Here is an 18,750-nt window from a genome sequence, read left to right as displayed (position 1 = left end):
TAACAATTTTGACACAAAAGAATAATTTCTGTTGAATTTGTCAAAATAAGAGTTATAAGAGACATAGATTTCCTTTTATGAGTAAGCCTCTCAAATTTACCATCGGAAAACTGAAAAGGGGAAAACAGACTCTTTATCGTATCTGGATTCCTGAAAAATTTTCAGCGAATGGGAAAAAAACAGCTCTGTACTACAAGACGAAAACAGCGGCAGAAAACGATCAATCTGCCCTTCGGGAAAAATATGTAAACGGCGAATTGTCCGCAGGGCTTCTTTTGGGGCCTGGGCAGGTAAAAGACGCACAACGAGCATTTGAAATCATCGTGGAATCGGGTATTAAACTGTCGCTTGTCGATGCCGTCCAGATCGCCCTGGAACAACGCCGAGCACAACTGGTCGGGATCACGGTCTCGGAACTTTTTGAAAAGTATGAGAAAGATGCTTCGATCGGGCGCAACTGGTCTGAGAATCACAAAAAGAACTGGAGGTTCTACGCTTCCAAATTCACCGGACATTTCGGAGAAAGAAATATTGCCGACGTTCAGGCACAGGAACTTCGTGAATGGTTCGGTGAAAACTATGCCAGCGCGACTTATTTCAACTCGGCCACGGCGGTTATTTCCCCGGCGTTTAGCTGGGCCGTCAAACAGGAGATTTTGAAACGGTCGCCGTTCGAATTGATCGAAAAGCGGAAAGTCGTTCAAGCGGACGGCGTGGATGTTTTCACTCCAGAAGAAACGAGACGTCTGCTTTCCTTCTGCCGTCCGTTCCTTTCTGCCGGGCCGGATCATCCGATGGCAGACGACAACGGGAATGTGGCCGCCATTTACAAGCTTGACTGTTCCGACGCCGTTCTTCCTTTTTCAATTTTACTCTTTGCCGGTATCAGGCCGGAGGAATTGCAGAAACTGACCTGGGACCTTATCCATCTGGACAAAGAGCTTATTTCGGTTCCCCCGTCAATTGCAAAGACCAATCAGGTACGAAATGTCGAACTGCACGATAATTTGAGACGCTATCTCGAATCCGTCCCTGTCGAGCAACGGGAAGGCAAGATCATCCCTCAAAACTGGAAGCGCAAAGCCGCGATCGTCCGCAAGGCGGCCAACCTGCAGAACCGTCCGGACGCGCCACGGCATTCGTTCGCGTCCTATTCGCTGGCCGTCGATCCCAATATTGACCGGCTCCGTGAAAACATGGGGCACACCAAGAATTCCGATGTTTTGTTCAAGCACTACCGGACCGCCGTTCGGAAAACGGATGCGCTTGAATTCTGGTCGATTGATCCAGAAGACCCCTACGGCAAAAAAGAAAAGCCCGCCAAGGGAAAATCCAAGGCGGGCTGATAACGGGTTGATTCGCCCATTTATTGCTTTCGCTCGATGTCGGCAAGGCGGCTGTTCGTTTCGGCCTGTCTGACGGCCATTTCCTGCAACGCCTTGGCCGTTTCCATCTGGGCGGCGGCCTGTTTTTCCATGATGGAGACAAGCATTTTGTTGTTGTTTTCGTAGAGGTTGCCTACATACCACGCAACAACGAATCCCATCACCATGGTGATGGTAACGCGATGCTTGTCCACCCATTCCAGGGCGCGGAAATAGGCTTCCTTCTGGGTACACATGTCAGGCGAGGGATAGCGCGAATTTCGCGCAGTTGGTCATGCGGTTGCGCCACCCCTTCCAGAATTGCCCTTTCCCGGGGTTTTCCGACTTGCCGTGCATGTATTCCCATCGTGCTCCGACAAGTCGCAAGGCAAGGTCTGTATCGCCCAACGCAAGGGCTTGTACGGTAGCTCCCCTCGTGTTGGGGCCGACTTTGCCGTCAACGGCCACATTCAGGGCCATTTGCAAGACTTTGGCGGCACCTGTCGGCCCGGCGTTGAAGCACGTATCACGCAATACGGTTTCCGTAGCCGGGTAAAATCCAGACGGGAGCCATCCCCTCACAACGTCCGTGTAGCTGATGATATAATCGCCGACTTCCGCTTCCGCAGCGGCATACTGTCCGGCTTCAATCATTTTTTTGAGTTTGGCGGCTTCCTGGGAATGGTATCTGTTATTGATTCCAGCCACTTCATAGGTTCCTCCCCCGTCCCCCTTCGGCATGTGATATACGGCAATGTGACCGTTTTTGTCACGCCTGATTTCCGATTCGATGATGGAGATTCCGATTTTCCGTCGCATTTCCTGTTCGTTCATGATGTTTCCCTTTCTTTCGATTAGCCCCGGCGATGCTTTCCATTTCATCGCCGGGGCCTATTCCTTTCTTCGTTTCTCTTTTTTTCCCGGCTTCTCAACTCCGGAAACTCTTATTTCCCCTTCTGGATGATGACGGGGGCCGCCTGTTCGGGGCGCGTTCCGACAACGATGATCTGCCCTGTCACGGGGTCATACCGGAACGACAGGGAGCCTCCGTCCTGCCCGGCCATGTCCAGGTTTGTCAGGCCGCATCCGGTCAGATAGGAGGCGGCAAGGCCAGCCGCGATGATTGAACCGGCGATATACACGAGCTTTTTCCAGCCGGAAGACTGCGATGCCTTGTCCTTCATCGTGGCCGATGCGTTGTTGAGCGCGTGCCGGCGTATGATGCCGGGGGCTTCCTCGGCTACGGTGCGCCAGCCTTCGGCCTGTTTGATCGTATCCAAATTCGTAAAGAATTCCCGCGCTTCCGGCAACAGGGTTCCGTCGTGCGCCTGTCCTCCGACCGCACCGCAATACACGGTGTACAAGTCGCGGGCGACGCTTTCGTTTTGATTGTATGTTTCCATTCTCGTTTATTGTTTATTATGATAATAAAACTTAGTTCGTAGTTACGATTCCCGATGCATTTGTCTTCAAAGTTCCATTTGTGAACACGTCCGCGCTCGCCATATAAATATGTGTTCCAAGGTTTGCATCCTGTCCGAGCATCAGATTCTTGTTGCTGTCCAGCCAGCCGATGTAATTGGCGTGGCTATTAACCGTGAATCCGGCATTGCCGACATCATTTTTATACATTGCCGCGAGACCTGTATTTGTTGTGGTTTCGCGCATCTTCACCGCTGTTTTCGCCCGAATATCAACCGTATTGGCAGACATTTCAAAGATTGACGATCCATTCGCACTCTTCAATGTGAAGTCTTCCTGGTGGCCGTTGAGCCAATAAGTCAACTCGCCATTGGACACAGACATGCCATTACCCGGGCGAGACACGCCCAATGTGGAGTTTGTCGCCACCGGAACAGAAACTTTGCCCTCAGTATCTACGGATAAATTCGCCCCAATCTGCACAATGCCCGCCTTGTCCTTCGTCGCGTAATCCGTCCGCTTCACATAATCTTCCGATTTCGTGGTCAACTCCTTAATGGAGTCCTTTGCGGCATCCAGTTCCTTTTTCGTTTCCGACAGTTCATTGCTCAGAGTTTTAATGATGGATTTAAGCTCTGTTTCAAGGTCGGCGACATCCTGTATGGTGGCGCGAGCTGTTGGATCAATGTTGTTGTACAGGACGGTCGTTCCCCCGATCACGATCGAAAATATCAGGGATTCCTCCATGATGGATGTATCCCCAACCGGAGGGATATAATCCGGATGATCCCCGGCATTGCAATACGCAAACAGGACGGGTGGATCGCCGTCGCGCCAAGCCTTGACGTACACGCCCGCTTCCCGGAAGGAAAAGCCGCCCGTGGCGCCGATGGCAACGAAATTACCCCTGATGGAGACGATACCGCCGCCGTCGTCCGTGATTTTCGAGATGGGGACGTCGGCAATGAGATGGACAAGCTCCGTCAGGTCTTCGGGGGCTTCCGGGGCGGTTCCGTCGCCCACGGCAATGTGGTCAAAGGCCAGGGCTTTTGATTCGGCCAGCGATTCGGCCATATAGGCCCGTCCGGCACGGGTGACCGTTATGTTGTCAAATTGCGCCATGATCTCCGTCCTCCATGTCTTCTGCTGATTGTTCCATCTTTTCCGGGCTTGGCACCGTTTCCCGTTTCCTGATGCATTCAAGGACGTCCTGTTGAGCGGTCAATGCCTGTTCTTTCGTAACTCCGGGATTGCCGAGCGTTAGCATGATCGCCTTGTTGTCCAGTTGCTTGTTGATGTACGCCATCCTGTCCGCCCCGGTGAAACGGTGGGCAAACGCGCCCGTCCTGCCTCCAAGCCGATTGTCTGTCAGGAAATCGCAGGGGTAGTTCAGCATGGTCGCGCACGCATAGGCAAGACAGCCGATGGTGACATCCTCGTGCGCCCCTTGCAGGACCGCACCCGATCGCGGAAGCCATTGACGGACAAACGATAGAACATCTGCCCGAATCATGTAGAAATACCCGCCGAATATATACTGCGCCACATGCACCGCCGCAAATCCAAGACCGGAATCAACAACTTTACGAACTTCCTCCCTGTTCAGGAACAGGCTGTCCGCATCCGTTTTAATCGCCACCTCGTCCATTTTCAGGTGCTTCGCATACACGTCCAGCATGCCCCGGATGCAATAATATCCGTTCAGATTCCCGAATCGCGGAAAGTCAGTTTGTTCGTACCATGCTCCCTGGGCGGCAAGCGATGCCGCGCAATCGGAAGGAATGGGGTTGGCGGCATCGTCGATCAAATGGATAGGAGCCTCCGGGAAAACCCAGCGGAGATTGTCGATGCGTCCCGGGAGCAATTCGGCATCCCCCTTGTAGCAAAAAATATAGAATCGTGGTTTCATTGTTGGATCAAAGTTCAAGTGTGTTGACGGAACCGCTTGTGACAACACTCATATTATTGTAAGCAAACGAGTTAGCATGAAAGTTTATTTCACCTCTCGTATTAATTTCCATTGTGTAAGTTGAATTGGCCTGGGCAACAAATGAGTACCAGGCCGTCGCCTTAATCATGTTCCCGGTCATGTTGAATTCGCCATCGCTACAGAGTTCAAGTGATACCATCGAATCGGCATTAACGCGCCACATGTAAGCTTCGGTCAGAATATTATTCCCGATCATGTTGATGTTGGCATCCATATCGCCTAAAGAAATATTTCCGTTGCTGTCAACGGACAGGATTTCCTTGCCGTTTTTCACCTTGAAATCTCCGTTTGATGCCATCAGTTCAAACGTTTTCTGACTCCCGACAGACTGGCTCCATCCATTATCCGCATGGCTTTCAAAGTTCCATGCATCGAGTTCAACAGTTAAGGTTTCCGCGCCTATCACAACCTTGTCGGCATTTGAATCATACCTCAAAATATTCGTGCCATTGGGAGTTTTGATATTAACAGGACCCTGATAGTTTGATAAATCAACTCCACCGAAACGATTGAGCGGGATACTTTCGCCAACCTCATTTGACGAGAGGCACAAAGATTCCACCCCATTAACATTTTCAATGTTAAGATGGAGCGCAACGTCTCCCGTCATGGAATCACTTTGCCCAGGGTAGAAGAAAAGACCCGTTACCGCATGTTCGGCAATGTTATCCGTTGTAATTACATTTTCCGGTACCGAACCACCGCTTCCGGCTTGGGCAACCGTGGCCGCATCCGTGGGAGCTGTGCCTGAAGCGACATTGAGAATTTTATGAGACCTCATGTCCAATCCTCCTTCATACAGGACCGCAGTCCTATCGGCAAACGCCAAGACTGGATCAGGTGATACTCCTGTAGTAGTCATAGCTTTTGCTGACAATTGAGCTCCATTAACTTCCCCGTTATTCATCACTAACCAGCCATGGTAAACCCCATCTGCGGCTGTTGTCACTGCGCCTATTTGCACAGGCGTTCCTGTTTTCGTGTAATAAATACCGTTCTCATTGATGATGCCCTTCTTGAATGTCGCCTGATGAGTCACGGTGAGATTGCCTCCTAGATTGATTCCGCCGCCTCCATACATGTTCCACAATCCATTAGCCTGATAATACCACGGGGACTGTCCTAAATTCTGGAAGTCCTGATAAGGAGCCAAGATCAAACCGAATGATCCTGTTGTACCTAAAAAGCCCAACCCGTAAACAGAACCATTGTCGCTGTTTTTGATATTGATACCTGGGAACTGGTTAATGCCGGTGAAGATATTATCGGCATCAAGCAAAGGAACGTTCTTCAAAAGCCCCTGCATTTGAGAAAGGATATTCTCACAAGCCGTCTTGCTGTCCGCCGCCGACTTCGCACTGTTAGCCGCATTTGTTTCTGACGTCTTAGCGTTTGTTTCCGACGTCGCCGCCGCTTTTTTGGAACTGTCCGCCGACTTCGCACTGTTATCTGCAGCCGTCGCGCTATTAGCCGCTTCCGTCGCCTTCTCGGTTGCCGTTTTCGCCGCATTCAGGACATCGGCCGATGCGTTGTTGATTTCATCAATCGCCGCCTTTTTCGCGTCGGCCAGGGCATCGTTGCATACGTCCAGGGCGGCTTCCCGGGCAAGGCGGGGCAGGACTTCCGCAATGCGTGCATTCAGGGCCGTTATACTTACCAGATCATCGGACGGCAAATCCGCAAACGTGACTTCCGCGCCGCCTGTCGTGAATGTCACGGTAATCGTCTTGTAAATGGCCGCCTTGTCTCCCGTGGCCGGGATGTAGTCGTATTCGTCCCCGGCGTTCCCGTAGGTCATCAGGATTTGATCGCCGTTGTCGTTTGAGGCATAAAGCCCCAGTTCCCGGTGCAGGACGTCGGCCGCCAGTATATCCGTTGCCAGCCGGGCCGTCATCACCAGCTTTCCCCGTACCGACTTGTCAAAATTTTCGATGGGCAGGCGGTGGACTTCATGCACAAGCGATGTCCGGGAGGCCGGAGTTTCACCGGATGCCAGTTTTCCGTCTCCAATGGCTATGCCTGTAAAGGTGAGGGGTTCCCTGATTTCCCCCATGATGATGCCTTGCAGATACTCTTCTCCCGCCGTTGTGAGAGCCAAATTTTTGAATGATGCCATAACGTTATCCTTGTATTACTTCCTGACTTTCCGCATATCGGGTGACAGTCGTCGTCCCGGCCCGGTACGACGTCGCCGGGGTGTTGTCCTGCCACTGTGATATGGTAATTCTGGTGCGTCTGCTGACGGCCAGCGTGACGCCGACATGCAACTGCATGCTTGCCCTGATTTCATTGACGATTTTTTCGAGCCATTGCGATTTGCGTTTTACCTTGTCGATCAAGGCAATCAGCTTCGCCTCGTTTTCTCTCGTCATTGTTTCCGACGTCGATACGTTGATGCGGAAGTAGTGCGGACGCCCCCCGTATTCATACCATTCTTCCACCTTCGCCGTGCCGAACACGTCGGTAATGACCGACTGTACCGCCGATACGGTGCCCAGGTGCATGTACACCTTGTCGGAGTCAAGCAGGATGGCCCGCTTTTGCTCGTCGCTCAAATCGGGCTTGTACCAGAACACGCGCAATTCATCGGCCAGGGCATCCAGTTCCCCAGTCGTCAGACTGTCGAGATGATCCCATGTCGAGAGCTTGGCAATCTGCCCGGCAAGCACCTGCAACACCTCGGATAACCCTGCCGCCAGGGCGCGGGTATCGGCGTCCGCTCGCATAAAGAGCGGGAGCATGTCGCCGAGGTTGATGTTCTGCAGGTGCATTATGATTCCTGGACGGTTTCGTGTGAGACGGTCAGCGTGCCGTTCCATCGGGCAATCTGGCTGTCGGAAACGGATGTGAAAACGGGGGACGACACTTCCAGCCGGACGCATGAATCGAGACAAAAGGCCCGGAGCCTGTCCGGGTTGATGTCGCGGCCGATCACGCCGCCCTGCCATGCAATATATTGTTCAATCGCCCCTCCCTGTCCTTCGATGGCTTCGACCGTGGCCGACTCTTCCGCTTCCAGGGCATAGTATTTCAATTCAATGCCGTATTCGACGGCAACGGGGCCGCTCACGATCACCTTGTCCCCCAGCGGCTTGATGTCGGGGGCGGTGCATGTGGCATACACTTCGTCAAGCGTGGCCTGAGACGGAGCTTTCCCGTCCGCTTCCACGATGATGATTTGCACGGTTCCGGCTTCCTGTTCCGAGATGACTTTGACGTCCGCGACATTCGACGTCGCGGAACGCGCGAAATATTCATACCCGCTTTGCGGCCCGGCCGTCGAAAAGCCGGACGGAGCCAGGGCGATACGGGCGCGGTATTTGTCATCCCCCGTGCCGTCGTCGCCGTTGTCCGTGTCAATGGCAGAGGGATAGGGTTCGCCGTAGTCGCCGCCCGTGCTTTCAACTGTATTCGTGACGCCTGCCACAAAAGGCACGTCGTCGGCAAACGACGACACGCTACCTGCCGGGATGCCGTTTGTCTTTGTCCCTCCGGTCGTCGCCGTGGCCGGGACTTCGACCGTCATGTCTCCTGCCGGGATCGTCGCGGCGGCGTCCGTCGCAAAAAAGATCGTATTGTCAGCCGTGCATCGTGTACCGGACGGGATGATCGTCGCCACGGATCGGGCGGCGGCCAGCGAAAATTTCAACGTCGTTCGGGCCGGTGTCGGTTCCAGCCGTTTGCATCCGACGCGCTCGCCGAGCGCATCCAGTTCACGGCCCCGCGCATAGGCCAGCAGACGTGATTTACAGGCTTCATTTTCCGCTGACACAAATGTCGCCAGCGCATAGGCAAGATTTTCGACGAAAATCCGGCGTTCGTCGCCGGGGTACAGGAGTTCGCCCGTCGCCTCTTCGATGACGGATATCAGCTTGTCTTTAAGCTTCCCGGCGTCGATTTCCGTAAAATTCAGTTGGTTGTCTGCCGTCATGATTCAATATCTCCCGATGCCGTTACGGCAAAATTTCCCGGTTCCGGCATGCCCGCCATATCCATGCCGTTGAACGTGATCCGGGGTTCATACTGCGACACAAGCCAGTAGGCTTCGGCCCTGAGAAGGGGATCGACATACGTTTCCGGCTTGTCGTAAATCTTCGTATCAATGCCACGCAACACATCAAAACGCACTTCCCCTTGAGCCAGTCGAAAGAGGTTTACCATGCAAGTCTGAGGCAATCCGTTTCCCGAGCTTTTCATTTGATCCCTGCCTCCTTCTGCAATCGTGTTGCTTCGGCCCGGTCAACCTCGGTAAACGAAAATGCCGCGCCTGAACTCTTCTTTTTCGCCGCCTTTTCGGCCTTGCTCGGCCCCTTCCTGTCATCCTTGACATCCTTCCCCGTCACGGACAGGGGTTCGTCTTCGATGAAATCCAGCGTGATTTTTCCGGCGATCATGTTGCCCTTGGGGCCGAAAACAATATCGCTCAGGGATACGTTTTTGAGAATGGAACGTGGCGGCCCGAAAACCATGTTGCCCAGAATGAAGGGATTCGATTGGCCCAGATCGCGCACCCACGAGTTGTATTCCTTTTCCGGGGCAAGCCCCCCGGCAAGCAGAGTCGTCATGATAGGGACGGAAAAGCCCTGCGGCTTGTCCCCGCCCTTGACGTCAAGCGGGTTCTGCGCCTCCGTCGTCTCCTTTTGCTCGACGTCAAGCTGTGAGTTAAGGGACACGCCGTCCGTCAGTGGCCGGAATGCCAGCCGCCCGGCGTCAAACACATGTGATCCCCAAAATCCTAACATCATTGCCAGAGTGACGCCGGACAACAAGACGGGCAACGTGTATATCGCTCAGTTCGGAGGAGACGTTTTCCCGCCTTGCGAATCCGTATGCGTATGGGTCGCCAGGCTCTTTCCCTGGCCGACAACATCGCCCGTGGCCGTCACGCCGCCCTCGATGCTGACGTCTCCCCGGATGGCATGCTGCCACTCGCCGTCGCACCGCCCGATGATATAGCCTCCCATTGCTTCATCTTCCAGATAATAGACCTCTTCACCGACTTGGACATTGCCCATGTCGGAGCGCCAGTAAAACGGGATCACAAGGGGCTGGGTCACAATGCCGGGATCGTTCACCGGGACGCATTTCGCCCGGTTGCCGCCCTCGATGCTATGGATGGTTCCTTTTTGAACGTTCATTAATAATCAAGTGGTTCACGCACCCAGAAGCGCGTTTTTTTTGCCTTCAAATCATGGCGGCATCGGTAAATGAAAGCGTTCCCGGCCCAGCCGTTCGCAAGTATCCGGACGACGCTTCCCGCCGCCAGTTCCCGTTGCGTCGTCATCGTGATTTCACCTCGACGGATGTTCTTGTTCGCGTTCCGTAGCATGGACTGGGCAAGCTTGTTCGCCTCGGCCTGGGCCGTCGTTTTTTCTGAGACCGTTACCACGAGATTCTTCCCTGTCTTGACATTCCCGTCTTCGCTCGTCCCTGTATGGGCCGAATTCCGGAGTGTGGCCGAACTGTACGCCGTATGGGCGTCATCCGTGAATTTCGCCTCGACGGACGGCCCCAGGGTAAGCGTTTTCGCCGCATCCCTGCCCTCCATCGTCTTTTCATCATACAAGCAAAGCGTCTTGTTAAAAACGAGGAAGGAAGCCCCGGCCAGTTTGCAACGCTCATGAAGAAAGGCGAGGTCGGACTTCCCCCGTTGCTGGATATACGGATATTTGATGTCGCTAACGCCGTAGTTTTTGACGGTCAATTTATTATCACTGGCGATGGTCGAGGCGAGTTGCGGCAGGGACAATGATTCAAAGCTTCTGCTTTTCTTGTTGCGGCCAGACTTCGGCACGCTGTAGGCGCGAAGGGTATATTCCCCGGATTCCGGCTTCAAATATTCAATGAACATGACGCCGGAGTTGATGACTCCGTCCGTGATCTGGACGGTATCGCCCTCCTTGCTCGGCTTCCAGCCGACCCAGCGTTTTTGCGTATCGGCAAAGCGGATATCGAGGCTGTCGGCCTCCCCTTCGGCATGCATTTCGTAGACGCACCCCGTCACGGCGATACTGGCCGTAATATCCTTGCCGTTAATCAACACCTTCAACCCGCCCGACTGACGTTCCCCGGCGTCTTCGGTAAACGAGAGGCGAATTCTCGCGTCAATCAGTTCCCCGTTTTTGTCCAAAAGTTCCGAGTCAATTTGGACATCCGTCAGCATGTAGGAGACACCGCCGAGCGACGAACCGAGCAAAAGGCTTTTGGCCAGCGTAACGGCTCCGTTGAACGTAAGGGCCTGTTTCCAATCGGACGTTTGAAGCAAGTCCAGCACCGTATTCGGTAGGCTCATGGATGTCCCGCCGCTGATGAAAATCGGTGCGCTGACTCCTTTAAGCTTCCGCAACGCCTCATAGGTCAAGCGGGGATTGCCTCCCGTCACCTTGGAGACGTGGATCGAAAACGCGCACGTCTGCAATTCACGGCCCGTCACCCGGGATGATCCCCCCTCCGAATCGTTCTCGATTTTCACCCCGGCCGATGCCTCGAAATCTTCCACCGGCATGAAATGGCCGGGTAACGGCCCGAACGGGAAAAGTTGCCATGTCACCTGGGCATTCAGCATTTATTCCCCCTTTCTCCACGGAGGCAATGACTCCGTATGTTGCGGTTCCTCGATGTCCGGTATCAGGACTTTTTCCCCGCCCTCGAAGACGACGATTGACGCCAGATCGGGATTGGCCGCAATCAGCAGGTGCATGAGTCCTTCATCCGTCCAGGCGTTGAACGCGAGCCTGTCCCACGTATCGCCCGCCTTGGCCGTGTAGATGATCCCCGTTGTGTCAGGCATATTTTCCAACGCTCCTTTCCGTAAGTCCGTCTTGTATCATATCGAGCAAGTCCGGGAGGGCATCCTTGAGTTGCCGGACAATGTCCTGGGAAGTCGTCCCGGCTCCCGCCTTGATGACCGGCGCAAACGTCACCCCGCCGAGATGGTAGGAAACAACGCTCTGCCGTGAGGATGCCCCCGCCGACAAATCCATGCCGAGCATATCAGCCGCCGTCATCAGATACCCCCGGTTTTCGGCTCGGTACCGTGGATCGAACGATATAACTGCCTCTGGCCCGGCCTCGCCGCAAAGAGACAAACCGGACGTAAACCCGCCCGCCGCCTTGGCCGGAAGCGGAGAGGAGTCATTGCCGCCGAATCCGAACCATCCCTTGACTTTGTTCCCTGCGTTTTTGATGCCGTCAAAAAGAGATGTAAATTTGGCAAGAATGGAATCGACAATTTGCATGACCCAGTCACGCACACTCGTGAAAGCGTCCTTAAGGGCTTGCCCTATCTTGTTGCCGATCATGACCCACACCTGAATTCCTGTCTTGAACCACGAGACAAGGCCATTCCACACATCCTTCAATGCCTTGCAAATTCCGTCCCAGGCGGCTTGAAGAGCGATACTGAATGCCGTCCAGGCCGCATTCAGGGAATCGCAAATCGAATCCCAGACAGACGACAGCCATTCCCCGCAAGCGTCCCAGGCATCACTGATTGCATCGCACGTATGATCCCAGGCGACGGACAGGACTTCGCACATGACGTTAAACCCGGCCTTGAGCCATTCCCACGCCTCGCCGAACCATTGGCAAATCACGTCCCAATTGTCCCAGAGCACATACCCGATCGCGATCAGAGCCGCGATCGCGGCTATAACAAGGCCGACCGGGTTCGCGGTCAGGGCGACGTTCAGGGCGGCCTGGGCAACCGTCCAGATTTTCGTAACGGACGTAATCAGTTTGTACGCCTTATAAAGACCAGTCAATGTGACTACGGCTGTTTTGTAAATCAGGAATGCAGTACCTATTTTTTTCAGCATTTTCAAGAGCCACGGCCCGTTTTGCTGAAACCATCCGAATGCGGTTTTGACAGCCTCTCCGAATTGATTGACCGCATGTTGCGCCTTCGCGACAATCGCATCAATATTGATCCCGTTGATCCATTGTTCGATGGATTGGATGGCTCTTTCAACATAGGGGAGCAACTTCTCGACGCCGGATTTGACAAGGGGAAGAATCTTGTTGACCGTCCGTTCGATGGCCGGAAACATCCTGTTCAGTGAATCGTAAATCTTGTCTGCCAGCGGACGGAGTGATACCTCGATATTGTGCCGCAAGGCCGTCATTTTTTCAGGAAAATCGGCAGTATCGTCATAACATTTCAGAATGCTTTCGGACGACGCTTCCATGCTTTCCATGAGTTTTCTTGTCCCGATTGTTCCGGCTCGGACTCCTTTTGTGATCGCTGCCGCCCCCCTTGCGCCGAAAATTTCGGAAGCTATTTCAAAAGCTTTCGTTTCATTTTTCGCTTTCTTGATTGCCTCATACGTTTTCGCGAGACCGACCCCCAAATCCTTGAACCCCTTTTTCTGCAAATTTCGGGCGGTGGTATTCATCGCCATCATCACTTTTGACGATTCGAGGCCCCCTTTGTGCATCTGCCCCATCAGGGCAATAGCCGGTTTCAAATCATAGCCCAATGTCTTCAGCGCAGACGAATTTTCATGAACCGTTTTGAACAATTCATCCATTCCCGCGCCCGTCTCCTGGGCAACTTTGAACGTATAGTCCAGCACATCAGGCAATTCCGATGAAGAAACGCCGAACGCATTGATTGCCCTGGCCGATGAATCGACAATGTTTTTGGATTCGATCCCGAGCATCTGAGACGATTTGAGAATCCTTTCCGCTGAATCCTCCAGAACCTTCCCTTCCAGCCCTGTCAGCGTATTCAGGTCGGCGACAACCGATGAAACCTCCTTCTTGCCCTGAATGGCGTTTGCATAAATTTTTTCAAACGACTTATCAAGACGGACAAGGTCTTCACCCGTCTTTCCCGTCCCGATGCGGATAGTGTCAACAGCCTCGTCGAACTCGGAACCGAGATCGTAAAGCTGATTGACTGCCGCCGCCGCCGCAGTCCCGACAGCGGCGATACCCGCTCCCAGGGCTACGGCTCCGGCGATGGATGCCTTGAAGGTGAAACTGCCGATTTTGCCAAGTTTGACGCCTAACCCGTTTACGGAGTTCTGCGCCGCCGTAATCGATCTTTGCAGGGAAGGATCAATAGCCCCGCCGATACTGACGACGGCAGTCATGGATTTTCCGGACGGCATGTTCTATCTTCCTTTCCTTCTGTTTCGTGGGGCGTGTTCCCTCTTGATTTGTTCCCTTCTTCTGGCATCGTCTTCGGCAGCATCCTGGAACTCCTCCCAGAATTCAGCCAGAGGCATTTGCATCAGCTCTTGCCGGGAGGCATGGAAGCGTTCCGAATAGATTCTAATTGCCCGTCTGAGTTGCTTTCCTGTGGCTCGTCGGGCTTTGCTCCAAAAAAATTTAGTCCGGCAAACATGATTTTGGAGACGTCGCTACCTTTGATCCTGTTAAAATCTTCCGCACTCCATCCCTTGTCTTTGTTGCTAGCGAGTATCGCCCTGACTCCAATGGCATAGTGCATGTCGTAGTCGTTCAGAGGATGGACGGATGATTGCGCGGAGGATGCTTTCCGTGATTTGATCGCTTCAAAATAATCCGACGCCGTGAAATGATTGAAATCGTATTCGATAACCGTGACCGGCACCCCATTGATTTCAAACGGATAATCTAATTCTATCTTTTCCATTTTATATATTATCTATTGATTTACAGCATATTGCGAATACCTTCCGAATAGTCTTTGCCTCCGACGAAGCAAATCCCCTTCGGAACGTCGATGTCGAGCACCTTGCTCCCGTCCAGATAAAGCTGGTAGGACAGGACGGAAAACGTGATTTCGTTTTCCCCGGATTCCCCCGGAGTGAGTTCAAGACCCGGCGCCGACTTGGGAATCACGCGCTGATAGGCTTTGATATGTTGGGGCGTCGTCGTGCCGTCAGCACTGACGGATTGCTGGACGATGTTGATAATCAAATCAAATGCCTCCGGCGTAATGACCTGGGCATAGGATTTGTCGAGTCCGGTCTTGCTGATGGAGGATTCCATCGCGTCGATTAACTGCCAGACGGGAATTTCCAGCGTCCCGCCAGCCGCCGTGATTTCGACGAGCTTGGGCGTGATTTCCGGCAGTTTGACCGGAATATTTCCGGCAATCTGGGTTCCGGAGGCATAAACGGAAGTCGCGATAACGGCTCCCGAAAGGTCTTGGAATGTCATGGTTTCTGTTCTTTCTTCTGTTGGGGATTAGTCTTCTGCGGTGTACACGGACAGCCCGGCATCCGTATAGGAAACCGAAATGGTGCCGCTCTTGAATTGAGGTGTAACCGTGGCGGCCAGATTCCAGCGGAAATCGCCGTTCATCAGGTCGGAGGCATCATTTTCGCTGGGCAGGAAAATGCACTCAGGACTTCCGACAAGGAACCCCTGGGCCACATACCCGGCGAGCTTGTCGTTCTCGCGGTGAATGATTTCGTCCCTCAACTGGATCGTCATCGGCTTGTCGATGCGAGGCATCCATTCCGTCTGGAAGCTGTTGACGATATGTTCCAGCATGCGGATGTTGGTGTCGAAAATGTAGAGTGCGTCCGACGTCGCGCCGAAGCGGAACGCCGCCGTATGGCCGCCCCACAGCACCAATTGACCGTTGAACGGGACGACGGTCGAAATACCGTATTCGTTCAGCCCGTTCCCCGTCTCCTGGTCAAATCCCCTGTTTCTGGAATCCTCGCCGAACCATTGGCAGATGACGGGAACAGCCTTGTTGGAACACGTTTCGCCGGGAATCCCCTTGTTTCCGGTATCGGTCTTTTGCATCGCCCAGACGGCCAGCGTGGACAGGTGATAGATTTCCCCGGTCGCCGATTTGGCCTGAGGCCAGAAGACCTTCGAGAATTCCGACGTGTAGCCGTTCGTTTGCTTCCATGTCTTCGCCTTCTCGATCGTGTCCACGGATTCCAGAGGAATGTCCGCAACCACGAACGCCATCCAGTGACCGTTAATTTTTTGAGCCGCAGTCACCAGAGCGTTGTACACCTCCGGAAGATGTGACCAGCCGGGAGCGGCCAGCAGATTGGCAACCTTGAAGTCAAGATTGTACAGCAGAGGTAAAGCCGCGATGCCGGAGTATTCGCCTTCGGCCGTCACGCTTCCGATAATGTCGGCCGCTTTCACCGTGGTCGCATCCACAGAGTAATAGGTGACGTTTGCCGACTTCGTTGTTTTATCCTTGAGCGTTACGATGACAGACGATTTCGTGAAATTGTAGTCCAGGTCGTAATCAACACCCTCGGCCAGATCGGCTATGGCAAACGTATCAAGTATGATGTCGTCGCTGATGAATTCGGCACGGCCGTTCGTAAAACTCAGGGCTTTTGTTTCCTGCTGGCTTTTCCGGTGTTTGTCGGGATCAAGCACGTTGATGACGTAGACAGGGCCGTAATTGCCGAGCGGATTATTGAAATGCGCGGCCATGGCCTCGCAAAGCGTATAAACGCCCCACGCCGCCGAATACCCGCACACAGATTGCGCCTGGGTGAAATTGGAGAGTTTCACCGGCGTATTGATGATGCCGGAATCGGCATACCCCCGGACAAGATTGACGGGAGCCGTGCCGACGTACACCGGGATCGTCCCGGCCTGAATGGCGCTTTGGGCCTGGGTTGCCCCAATGCCTCCGTATGCGCCGTGTAGATATGTATTTGCCATTGTATTGTATTATTGTTTAGATGTTTTCAAGGATTGCAGGACGTACCATGCTGAAAAAGTCGATGGAAAAGGAAACGTGGCCGAAAAAAAACGGGTAATTGTCCACAAGGGCCTGTTCCATTTTCATGAATCCGAACTGAACTGTCTCCGTCCTGACCCGGTGACCGTTCAGAATCAAAACCTGTTCGATTCGGGAACGGGTCACTTCAATGAAGGAGTCCAGATCGCGCCAGCCTTCGGCGTTCGGCGTGAATGACGACGGCGTATGAAGGCCGGGATTCCAGATTTTATGGACAAGCCTGATATTCAGCTCCCCCTTTTGACGGACGACATCATGTTCCCCGTCCGTCATCTGGACGACAATGCAGGGGGCAATGATCGTATCATCGTCGCCGGGAGGATCGAACATCGTCAAAACGGCAGGATGGGCAAGCGTGTAACCGTAGTTTTTGCTGTTCGGCCGGCCGGAAGCCGGAGGAACCTTGTATTCAACATCCCCCGCAACATGGTCGCGAATCCATTGCGCGATGTCGTCGATTGCCTTTTGAGTCGTCATGATTAACAATTTTCGCTGAGGGACACAACGGACATGCCCAATTCCTCCCGCCATGTTTCAACCAGATACACCCTGTCGTCGATTTCCAGCGTGGCGCCGGGTTTCCGAGGAGGCGGCATATCCGCCGAAGACGCTTGCAGAGTCCACTTTTTCGAGACAAGGCCGAATTCGGGATCGTTCGGCTGGATTTCCTCGTCGTAAAACACGGCGACGATTTCGTTCCCGTCCACGACATGTACATCCCCGAAATCTTCCGTATTCAGGAAGACCTCGGAGATGTCTACTGCCATGTCGCTTTTCAGACTCATTCCACGCCGTTTTCAGGATTTCCGAGCGGACCGGGAACAGAATCGTCCTCTACTGCTGACAAGGCTTCGACCAGTTCAGCCTTGTTCATGGCAGATGCGCCTTCTATCCCCCGGCTTTTGGCGAGTTCCTTCAATTCGGTGACTTTCAGGTCTGCCAGATTCGGTTTATGCTCGGAGTCATCGTCTTCGATTTTGGAAACAAGTTCGGCAATCCCCCGGTCAATGAGTTCCTGCCCTTTCTTGTCGTCGATTTCAAACGGTTCCTTGTCCTGAGGACGCCTGAGGACAACGCGATTGCCAATGTGCTGGCCGTAGTTGCTTTTTACCTTAATAAGATACATGGTTCTGTCTTTCCTTTCTGATGATTAATCGAAAACAGTTCAGGCCGACGTCACGACATCGGCACATACCCAGCACCCCTTTTTCTTGGGGACGAGCAAGGGACAGCTTGACATCTGAATTTTGCGAATGTCGTTTTCTTGATCAGAAATGTATTTCGGCACGAATTGACCTCGATGGGTAACCATCGGGCCGCCCGGCTCGTCAATTTGCGTCACGGCCCCATAAAGAGCCTTTCCGGCTCCGGGTGCCGTCATGATGACCTTGCTCGAAGGAATAAACGGCTTGTTGACTCCCTTGTCGTCTTCATATTCCTTCATGTACTGGATCAGACGGAGCAAAACGCCGTCCACATTGATGAGGCCGAGAATCACGGCCCCGGACGCTTGAAGCTTCGGATCAATTTGCCCCATTTCATAACGCCGGTTATCCAGCATCTTCATGATTTTTTCGTCCTCCTGCAACAAGGCGGCGGCATCGGAACCAAGAATAACGTCTGAGACGGAACAGCCCTTCGTAATGGGAATTCGACTCATGGCCCGGAGATCGGCAAGGATTTTTGCGCCGGAAGCGTCCCATTTGACGCCGGGCGTGTAGAGGCAGTCGTTTGTATCGCCGTGGAAGGCAAGCGTTACTTTCTCGGTCGGGTTCCCATCCTTGTCCACGTACTGCATGTCATAGCCGTCATTCTGCAGACAGTCGGCCGCCATTTTTTCCTGCGATCGTCTGGACATGTCCATCAGGTTGATAAGATCGCGGCCGACAATGGCAACCTGCCGGGCGGCTGGCGTAAGGCCGGAAAAAACAGCCTCGCCGAAACCGCGCTTTGAAAGATCGTCAATCGTCAGAGTGCGCGAATTGGAAATGCGTGCAGGAGCGAATTCGTCCGTATAGAACGGATCGCGAGCCGTTCCTACACTGCCGACTTTGATGAAATTGCCGAGTTTGCGATTGAAGGAATCGTAGTCGGCAATGACTTTCGCCGTATTGAATATGTCCGTATCGGGATTGCACGGGAAATAGGTATCGAGCAGAAAGCTCGGCGCCGCTTCCAGCGTTCCGATCATCGCAATCAGCGTTTGCGGGTCGCGAAGATCAATGGATGTGATTTCGTTTGGGTCCATAATTATGTTT

General features: G+C 53.4%; 22 protein-coding genes. 1 reads left to right on the top strand and 21 read right to left on the bottom strand.

Annotated elements, in window-relative coordinates; genetic code table 11:
* The first annotated feature begins 77 nt into the window (after nt 1-77).
* Complete coding sequence (locus QET93_RS07885) at nt 78-1,346, top strand: site-specific integrase (protein WP_280131627.1); 1,269 nt, start codon at nt 78-80, stop codon at nt 1,344-1,346.
* Nucleotides 1,347-1,366: 20 nt separating this feature from the next.
* Here the strand turns inward: QET93_RS07885 and QET93_RS07880 are convergent, their stop codons facing one another.
* From QET93_RS07880 to QET93_RS07780, 21 genes are all read right to left on the bottom strand, one after another.
* Nucleotides 1,367-1,621 carry a hypothetical protein gene (locus QET93_RS07880; protein ID WP_280131628.1) on the bottom strand — a complete coding sequence of 85 codons (255 nt, stop codon included), beginning with the start codon at nt 1,619-1,621 and terminating at the stop codon, nt 1,367-1,369.
* 1 nt (nt 1,622) lies between these two features.
* Nucleotides 1,623-2,246 (bottom strand): putative peptidoglycan-binding domain-containing protein, encoded by a 624-nt coding sequence (locus tag QET93_RS07875; RefSeq protein WP_322189933.1) that lies wholly within the window; start codon nt 2,244-2,246, stop codon nt 1,623-1,625.
* Nucleotides 2,247-2,308: 62 nt separating this feature from the next.
* A complete protein-coding gene (locus tag QET93_RS07870) occupies nt 2,309-2,767 on the bottom strand; it encodes a hypothetical protein (RefSeq protein WP_280131630.1) in 459 nt (152 codons plus the stop codon).
* 31 nt (nt 2,768-2,798) lie between these two features.
* On the bottom strand, nt 2,799-3,908 hold the full coding sequence (locus tag QET93_RS07865; RefSeq protein WP_280131631.1) for a phage tail protein: 1,110 nt from the start codon (nt 3,906-3,908) through the stop codon (nt 2,799-2,801).
* Nucleotides 3,895-4,695 carry a hypothetical protein gene (locus QET93_RS07860; RefSeq protein ID WP_280131632.1) on the bottom strand — a complete coding sequence of 267 codons (801 nt, stop codon included), beginning with the start codon at nt 4,693-4,695 and terminating at the stop codon, nt 3,895-3,897. Before QET93_RS07860 ends, QET93_RS07865 begins: the two co-directional genes overlap by 14 nt.
* 7 nt (nt 4,696-4,702) lie before the next feature.
* Complete coding sequence (locus QET93_RS07855; RefSeq protein ID WP_280131633.1) at nt 4,703-6,892, bottom strand: hypothetical protein; 2,190 nt, start codon at nt 6,890-6,892, stop codon at nt 4,703-4,705.
* 4 nt (nt 6,893-6,896) lie between these two features.
* Nucleotides 6,897-7,547 carry a phage tail protein I gene (locus QET93_RS07850; protein WP_280131634.1) on the bottom strand — a complete coding sequence of 217 codons (651 nt, stop codon included), beginning with the start codon at nt 7,545-7,547 and terminating at the stop codon, nt 6,897-6,899.
* On the bottom strand, nt 7,547-8,707 hold the full coding sequence (locus QET93_RS07845) for a baseplate J/gp47 family protein (RefSeq protein WP_280131635.1): 1,161 nt from the start codon (nt 8,705-8,707) through the stop codon (nt 7,547-7,549). The genes QET93_RS07850 and QET93_RS07845 overlap by 1 nt, the downstream gene beginning before the upstream one ends.
* Nucleotides 8,704-8,937: a hypothetical protein gene (locus QET93_RS07840; RefSeq protein ID WP_280131636.1), complete on the bottom strand. Its 234-nt coding sequence runs from the start codon at nt 8,935-8,937 to the stop codon at nt 8,704-8,706. The genes QET93_RS07845 and QET93_RS07840 overlap by 4 nt, the downstream gene beginning before the upstream one ends.
* Before the next feature lie 32 nt (nt 8,938-8,969).
* Nucleotides 8,970-9,494: a hypothetical protein gene (locus tag QET93_RS07835; protein ID WP_322189932.1), complete on the bottom strand. Its 525-nt coding sequence runs from the start codon at nt 9,492-9,494 to the stop codon at nt 8,970-8,972.
* A 72-nt stretch (nt 9,495-9,566) separates the two neighbouring features.
* On the bottom strand, nt 9,567-9,914 hold the full coding sequence (locus QET93_RS07830) for a hypothetical protein (protein ID WP_280131638.1): 348 nt from the start codon (nt 9,912-9,914) through the stop codon (nt 9,567-9,569).
* Nucleotides 9,914-11,341, bottom strand: coding sequence for a contractile injection system protein, VgrG/Pvc8 family (locus QET93_RS07825; protein WP_322189931.1), 1,428 nt, complete (start codon nt 11,339-11,341; stop codon nt 9,914-9,916). The genes QET93_RS07830 and QET93_RS07825 overlap by 1 nt, the downstream gene beginning before the upstream one ends.
* Nucleotides 11,342-11,566, bottom strand: coding sequence for a tail protein X (locus tag QET93_RS07820; protein WP_280131640.1), 225 nt, complete (start codon nt 11,564-11,566; stop codon nt 11,342-11,344).
* Nucleotides 11,559-13,889, bottom strand: a complete 2,331-nt coding sequence (locus tag QET93_RS07815; RefSeq protein ID WP_280131641.1) for a phage tail tape measure protein — start codon at nt 13,887-13,889, stop codon at nt 11,559-11,561. Before QET93_RS07815 ends, QET93_RS07820 begins: the two co-directional genes overlap by 8 nt.
* 122 nt (nt 13,890-14,011) lie before the next feature.
* Nucleotides 14,012-14,395 (bottom strand): hypothetical protein, encoded by a 384-nt coding sequence (locus QET93_RS07810; protein WP_280131642.1) that lies wholly within the window; start codon nt 14,393-14,395, stop codon nt 14,012-14,014.
* Nucleotides 14,396-14,415: 20 nt separating this feature from the next.
* On the bottom strand, nt 14,416-14,925 hold the full coding sequence (locus tag QET93_RS07805) for a phage major tail tube protein (RefSeq protein WP_280131643.1): 510 nt from the start codon (nt 14,923-14,925) through the stop codon (nt 14,416-14,418).
* 27 nt (nt 14,926-14,952) lie between these two features.
* Nucleotides 14,953-16,413 carry a hypothetical protein gene (locus tag QET93_RS07800; protein ID WP_280131644.1) on the bottom strand — a complete coding sequence of 487 codons (1,461 nt, stop codon included), beginning with the start codon at nt 16,411-16,413 and terminating at the stop codon, nt 14,953-14,955.
* Between the two features lie 16 nt (nt 16,414-16,429).
* Nucleotides 16,430-16,969: a hypothetical protein gene (locus QET93_RS07795; RefSeq protein WP_280131645.1), complete on the bottom strand. Its 540-nt coding sequence runs from the start codon at nt 16,967-16,969 to the stop codon at nt 16,430-16,432.
* Nucleotides 16,970-16,971: 2 nt separating this feature from the next.
* Nucleotides 16,972-17,259, bottom strand: a complete 288-nt coding sequence (locus QET93_RS07790; protein ID WP_280131646.1) for a hypothetical protein — start codon at nt 17,257-17,259, stop codon at nt 16,972-16,974.
* 14 nt (nt 17,260-17,273) lie between these two features.
* Nucleotides 17,274-17,618 (bottom strand): Rho termination factor N-terminal domain-containing protein, encoded by a 345-nt coding sequence (locus tag QET93_RS07785; protein ID WP_280131647.1) that lies wholly within the window; start codon nt 17,616-17,618, stop codon nt 17,274-17,276.
* 39 nt (nt 17,619-17,657) lie between these two features.
* Nucleotides 17,658-18,740 (bottom strand): major capsid protein, encoded by a 1,083-nt coding sequence (locus QET93_RS07780; protein WP_280131648.1) that lies wholly within the window; start codon nt 18,738-18,740, stop codon nt 17,658-17,660.
* Nucleotides 18,741-18,750 lie beyond the last annotated feature (10 nt).

The organism is Akkermansia sp. N21116, from assembly GCF_029854705.2.
Classification (GTDB): Bacteria; Verrucomicrobiota; Verrucomicrobiia; order Verrucomicrobiales; family Akkermansiaceae; genus Akkermansia.
This window is presented reverse-complemented; position numbering and strand designations above follow the sequence as displayed.

Coding starts and splice junctions, on each gene's coding strand:
- QET93_RS07885 (WP_280131627.1), top strand. CDS start 78: ATGAGTAAGCCTCTCAAATTTACCATCGGAAAACTGAAAAGGGGAAAA.
- QET93_RS07880 (WP_280131628.1), bottom strand. CDS start 1,621: ATGTGTACCCAGAAGGAAGCCTATTTCCGCGCCCTGGAATGGGTGGAC.
- QET93_RS07875 (WP_322189933.1), bottom strand. CDS start 2,246: ATGAAATGGAAAGCATCGCCGGGGCTAATCGAAAGAAAGGGAAACATC.
- QET93_RS07870 (WP_280131630.1), bottom strand. CDS start 2,767: ATGGAAACATACAATCAAAACGAAAGCGTCGCCCGCGACTTGTACACC.
- QET93_RS07865 (WP_280131631.1), bottom strand. CDS start 3,908: ATGGCGCAATTTGACAACATAACGGTCACCCGTGCCGGACGGGCCTAT.
- QET93_RS07860 (WP_280131632.1), bottom strand. CDS start 4,695: ATGAAACCACGATTCTATATTTTTTGCTACAAGGGGGATGCCGAATTG.
- QET93_RS07855 (WP_280131633.1), bottom strand. CDS start 6,892: ATGGCATCATTCAAAAATTTGGCTCTCACAACGGCGGGAGAAGAGTAT.
- QET93_RS07850 (WP_280131634.1), bottom strand. CDS start 7,547: ATGCACCTGCAGAACATCAACCTCGGCGACATGCTCCCGCTCTTTATG.
- QET93_RS07845 (WP_280131635.1), bottom strand. CDS start 8,707: ATGACGGCAGACAACCAACTGAATTTTACGGAAATCGACGCCGGGAAG.
- QET93_RS07840 (WP_280131636.1), bottom strand. CDS start 8,937: ATGGTAAACCTCTTTCGACTGGCTCAAGGGGAAGTGCGTTTTGATGTG.
- QET93_RS07830 (WP_280131638.1), bottom strand. CDS start 9,914: ATGAACGTTCAAAAAGGAACCATCCATAGCATCGAGGGCGGCAACCGG.
- QET93_RS07825 (WP_322189931.1), bottom strand. CDS start 11,341: ATGCTGAATGCCCAGGTGACATGGCAACTTTTCCCGTTCGGGCCGTTA.
- QET93_RS07820 (WP_280131640.1), bottom strand. CDS start 11,566: ATGCCTGACACAACGGGGATCATCTACACGGCCAAGGCGGGCGATACG.
- QET93_RS07815 (WP_280131641.1), bottom strand. CDS start 13,889: ATGCCGTCCGGAAAATCCATGACTGCCGTCGTCAGTATCGGCGGGGCT.
- QET93_RS07810 (WP_280131642.1), bottom strand. CDS start 14,395: ATGGAAAAGATAGAATTAGATTATCCGTTTGAAATCAATGGGGTGCCG.
- QET93_RS07805 (WP_280131643.1), bottom strand. CDS start 14,925: ATGACATTCCAAGACCTTTCGGGAGCCGTTATCGCGACTTCCGTTTAT.
- QET93_RS07800 (WP_280131644.1), bottom strand. CDS start 16,413: ATGGCAAATACATATCTACACGGCGCATACGGAGGCATTGGGGCAACC.
- QET93_RS07795 (WP_280131645.1), bottom strand. CDS start 16,969: ATGACGACTCAAAAGGCAATCGACGACATCGCGCAATGGATTCGCGAC.
- QET93_RS07790 (WP_280131646.1), bottom strand. CDS start 17,259: ATGGCAGTAGACATCTCCGAGGTCTTCCTGAATACGGAAGATTTCGGG.
- QET93_RS07785 (WP_280131647.1), bottom strand. CDS start 17,618: ATGTATCTTATTAAGGTAAAAAGCAACTACGGCCAGCACATTGGCAAT.
- QET93_RS07780 (WP_280131648.1), bottom strand. CDS start 18,740: ATGGACCCAAACGAAATCACATCCATTGATCTTCGCGACCCGCAAACG.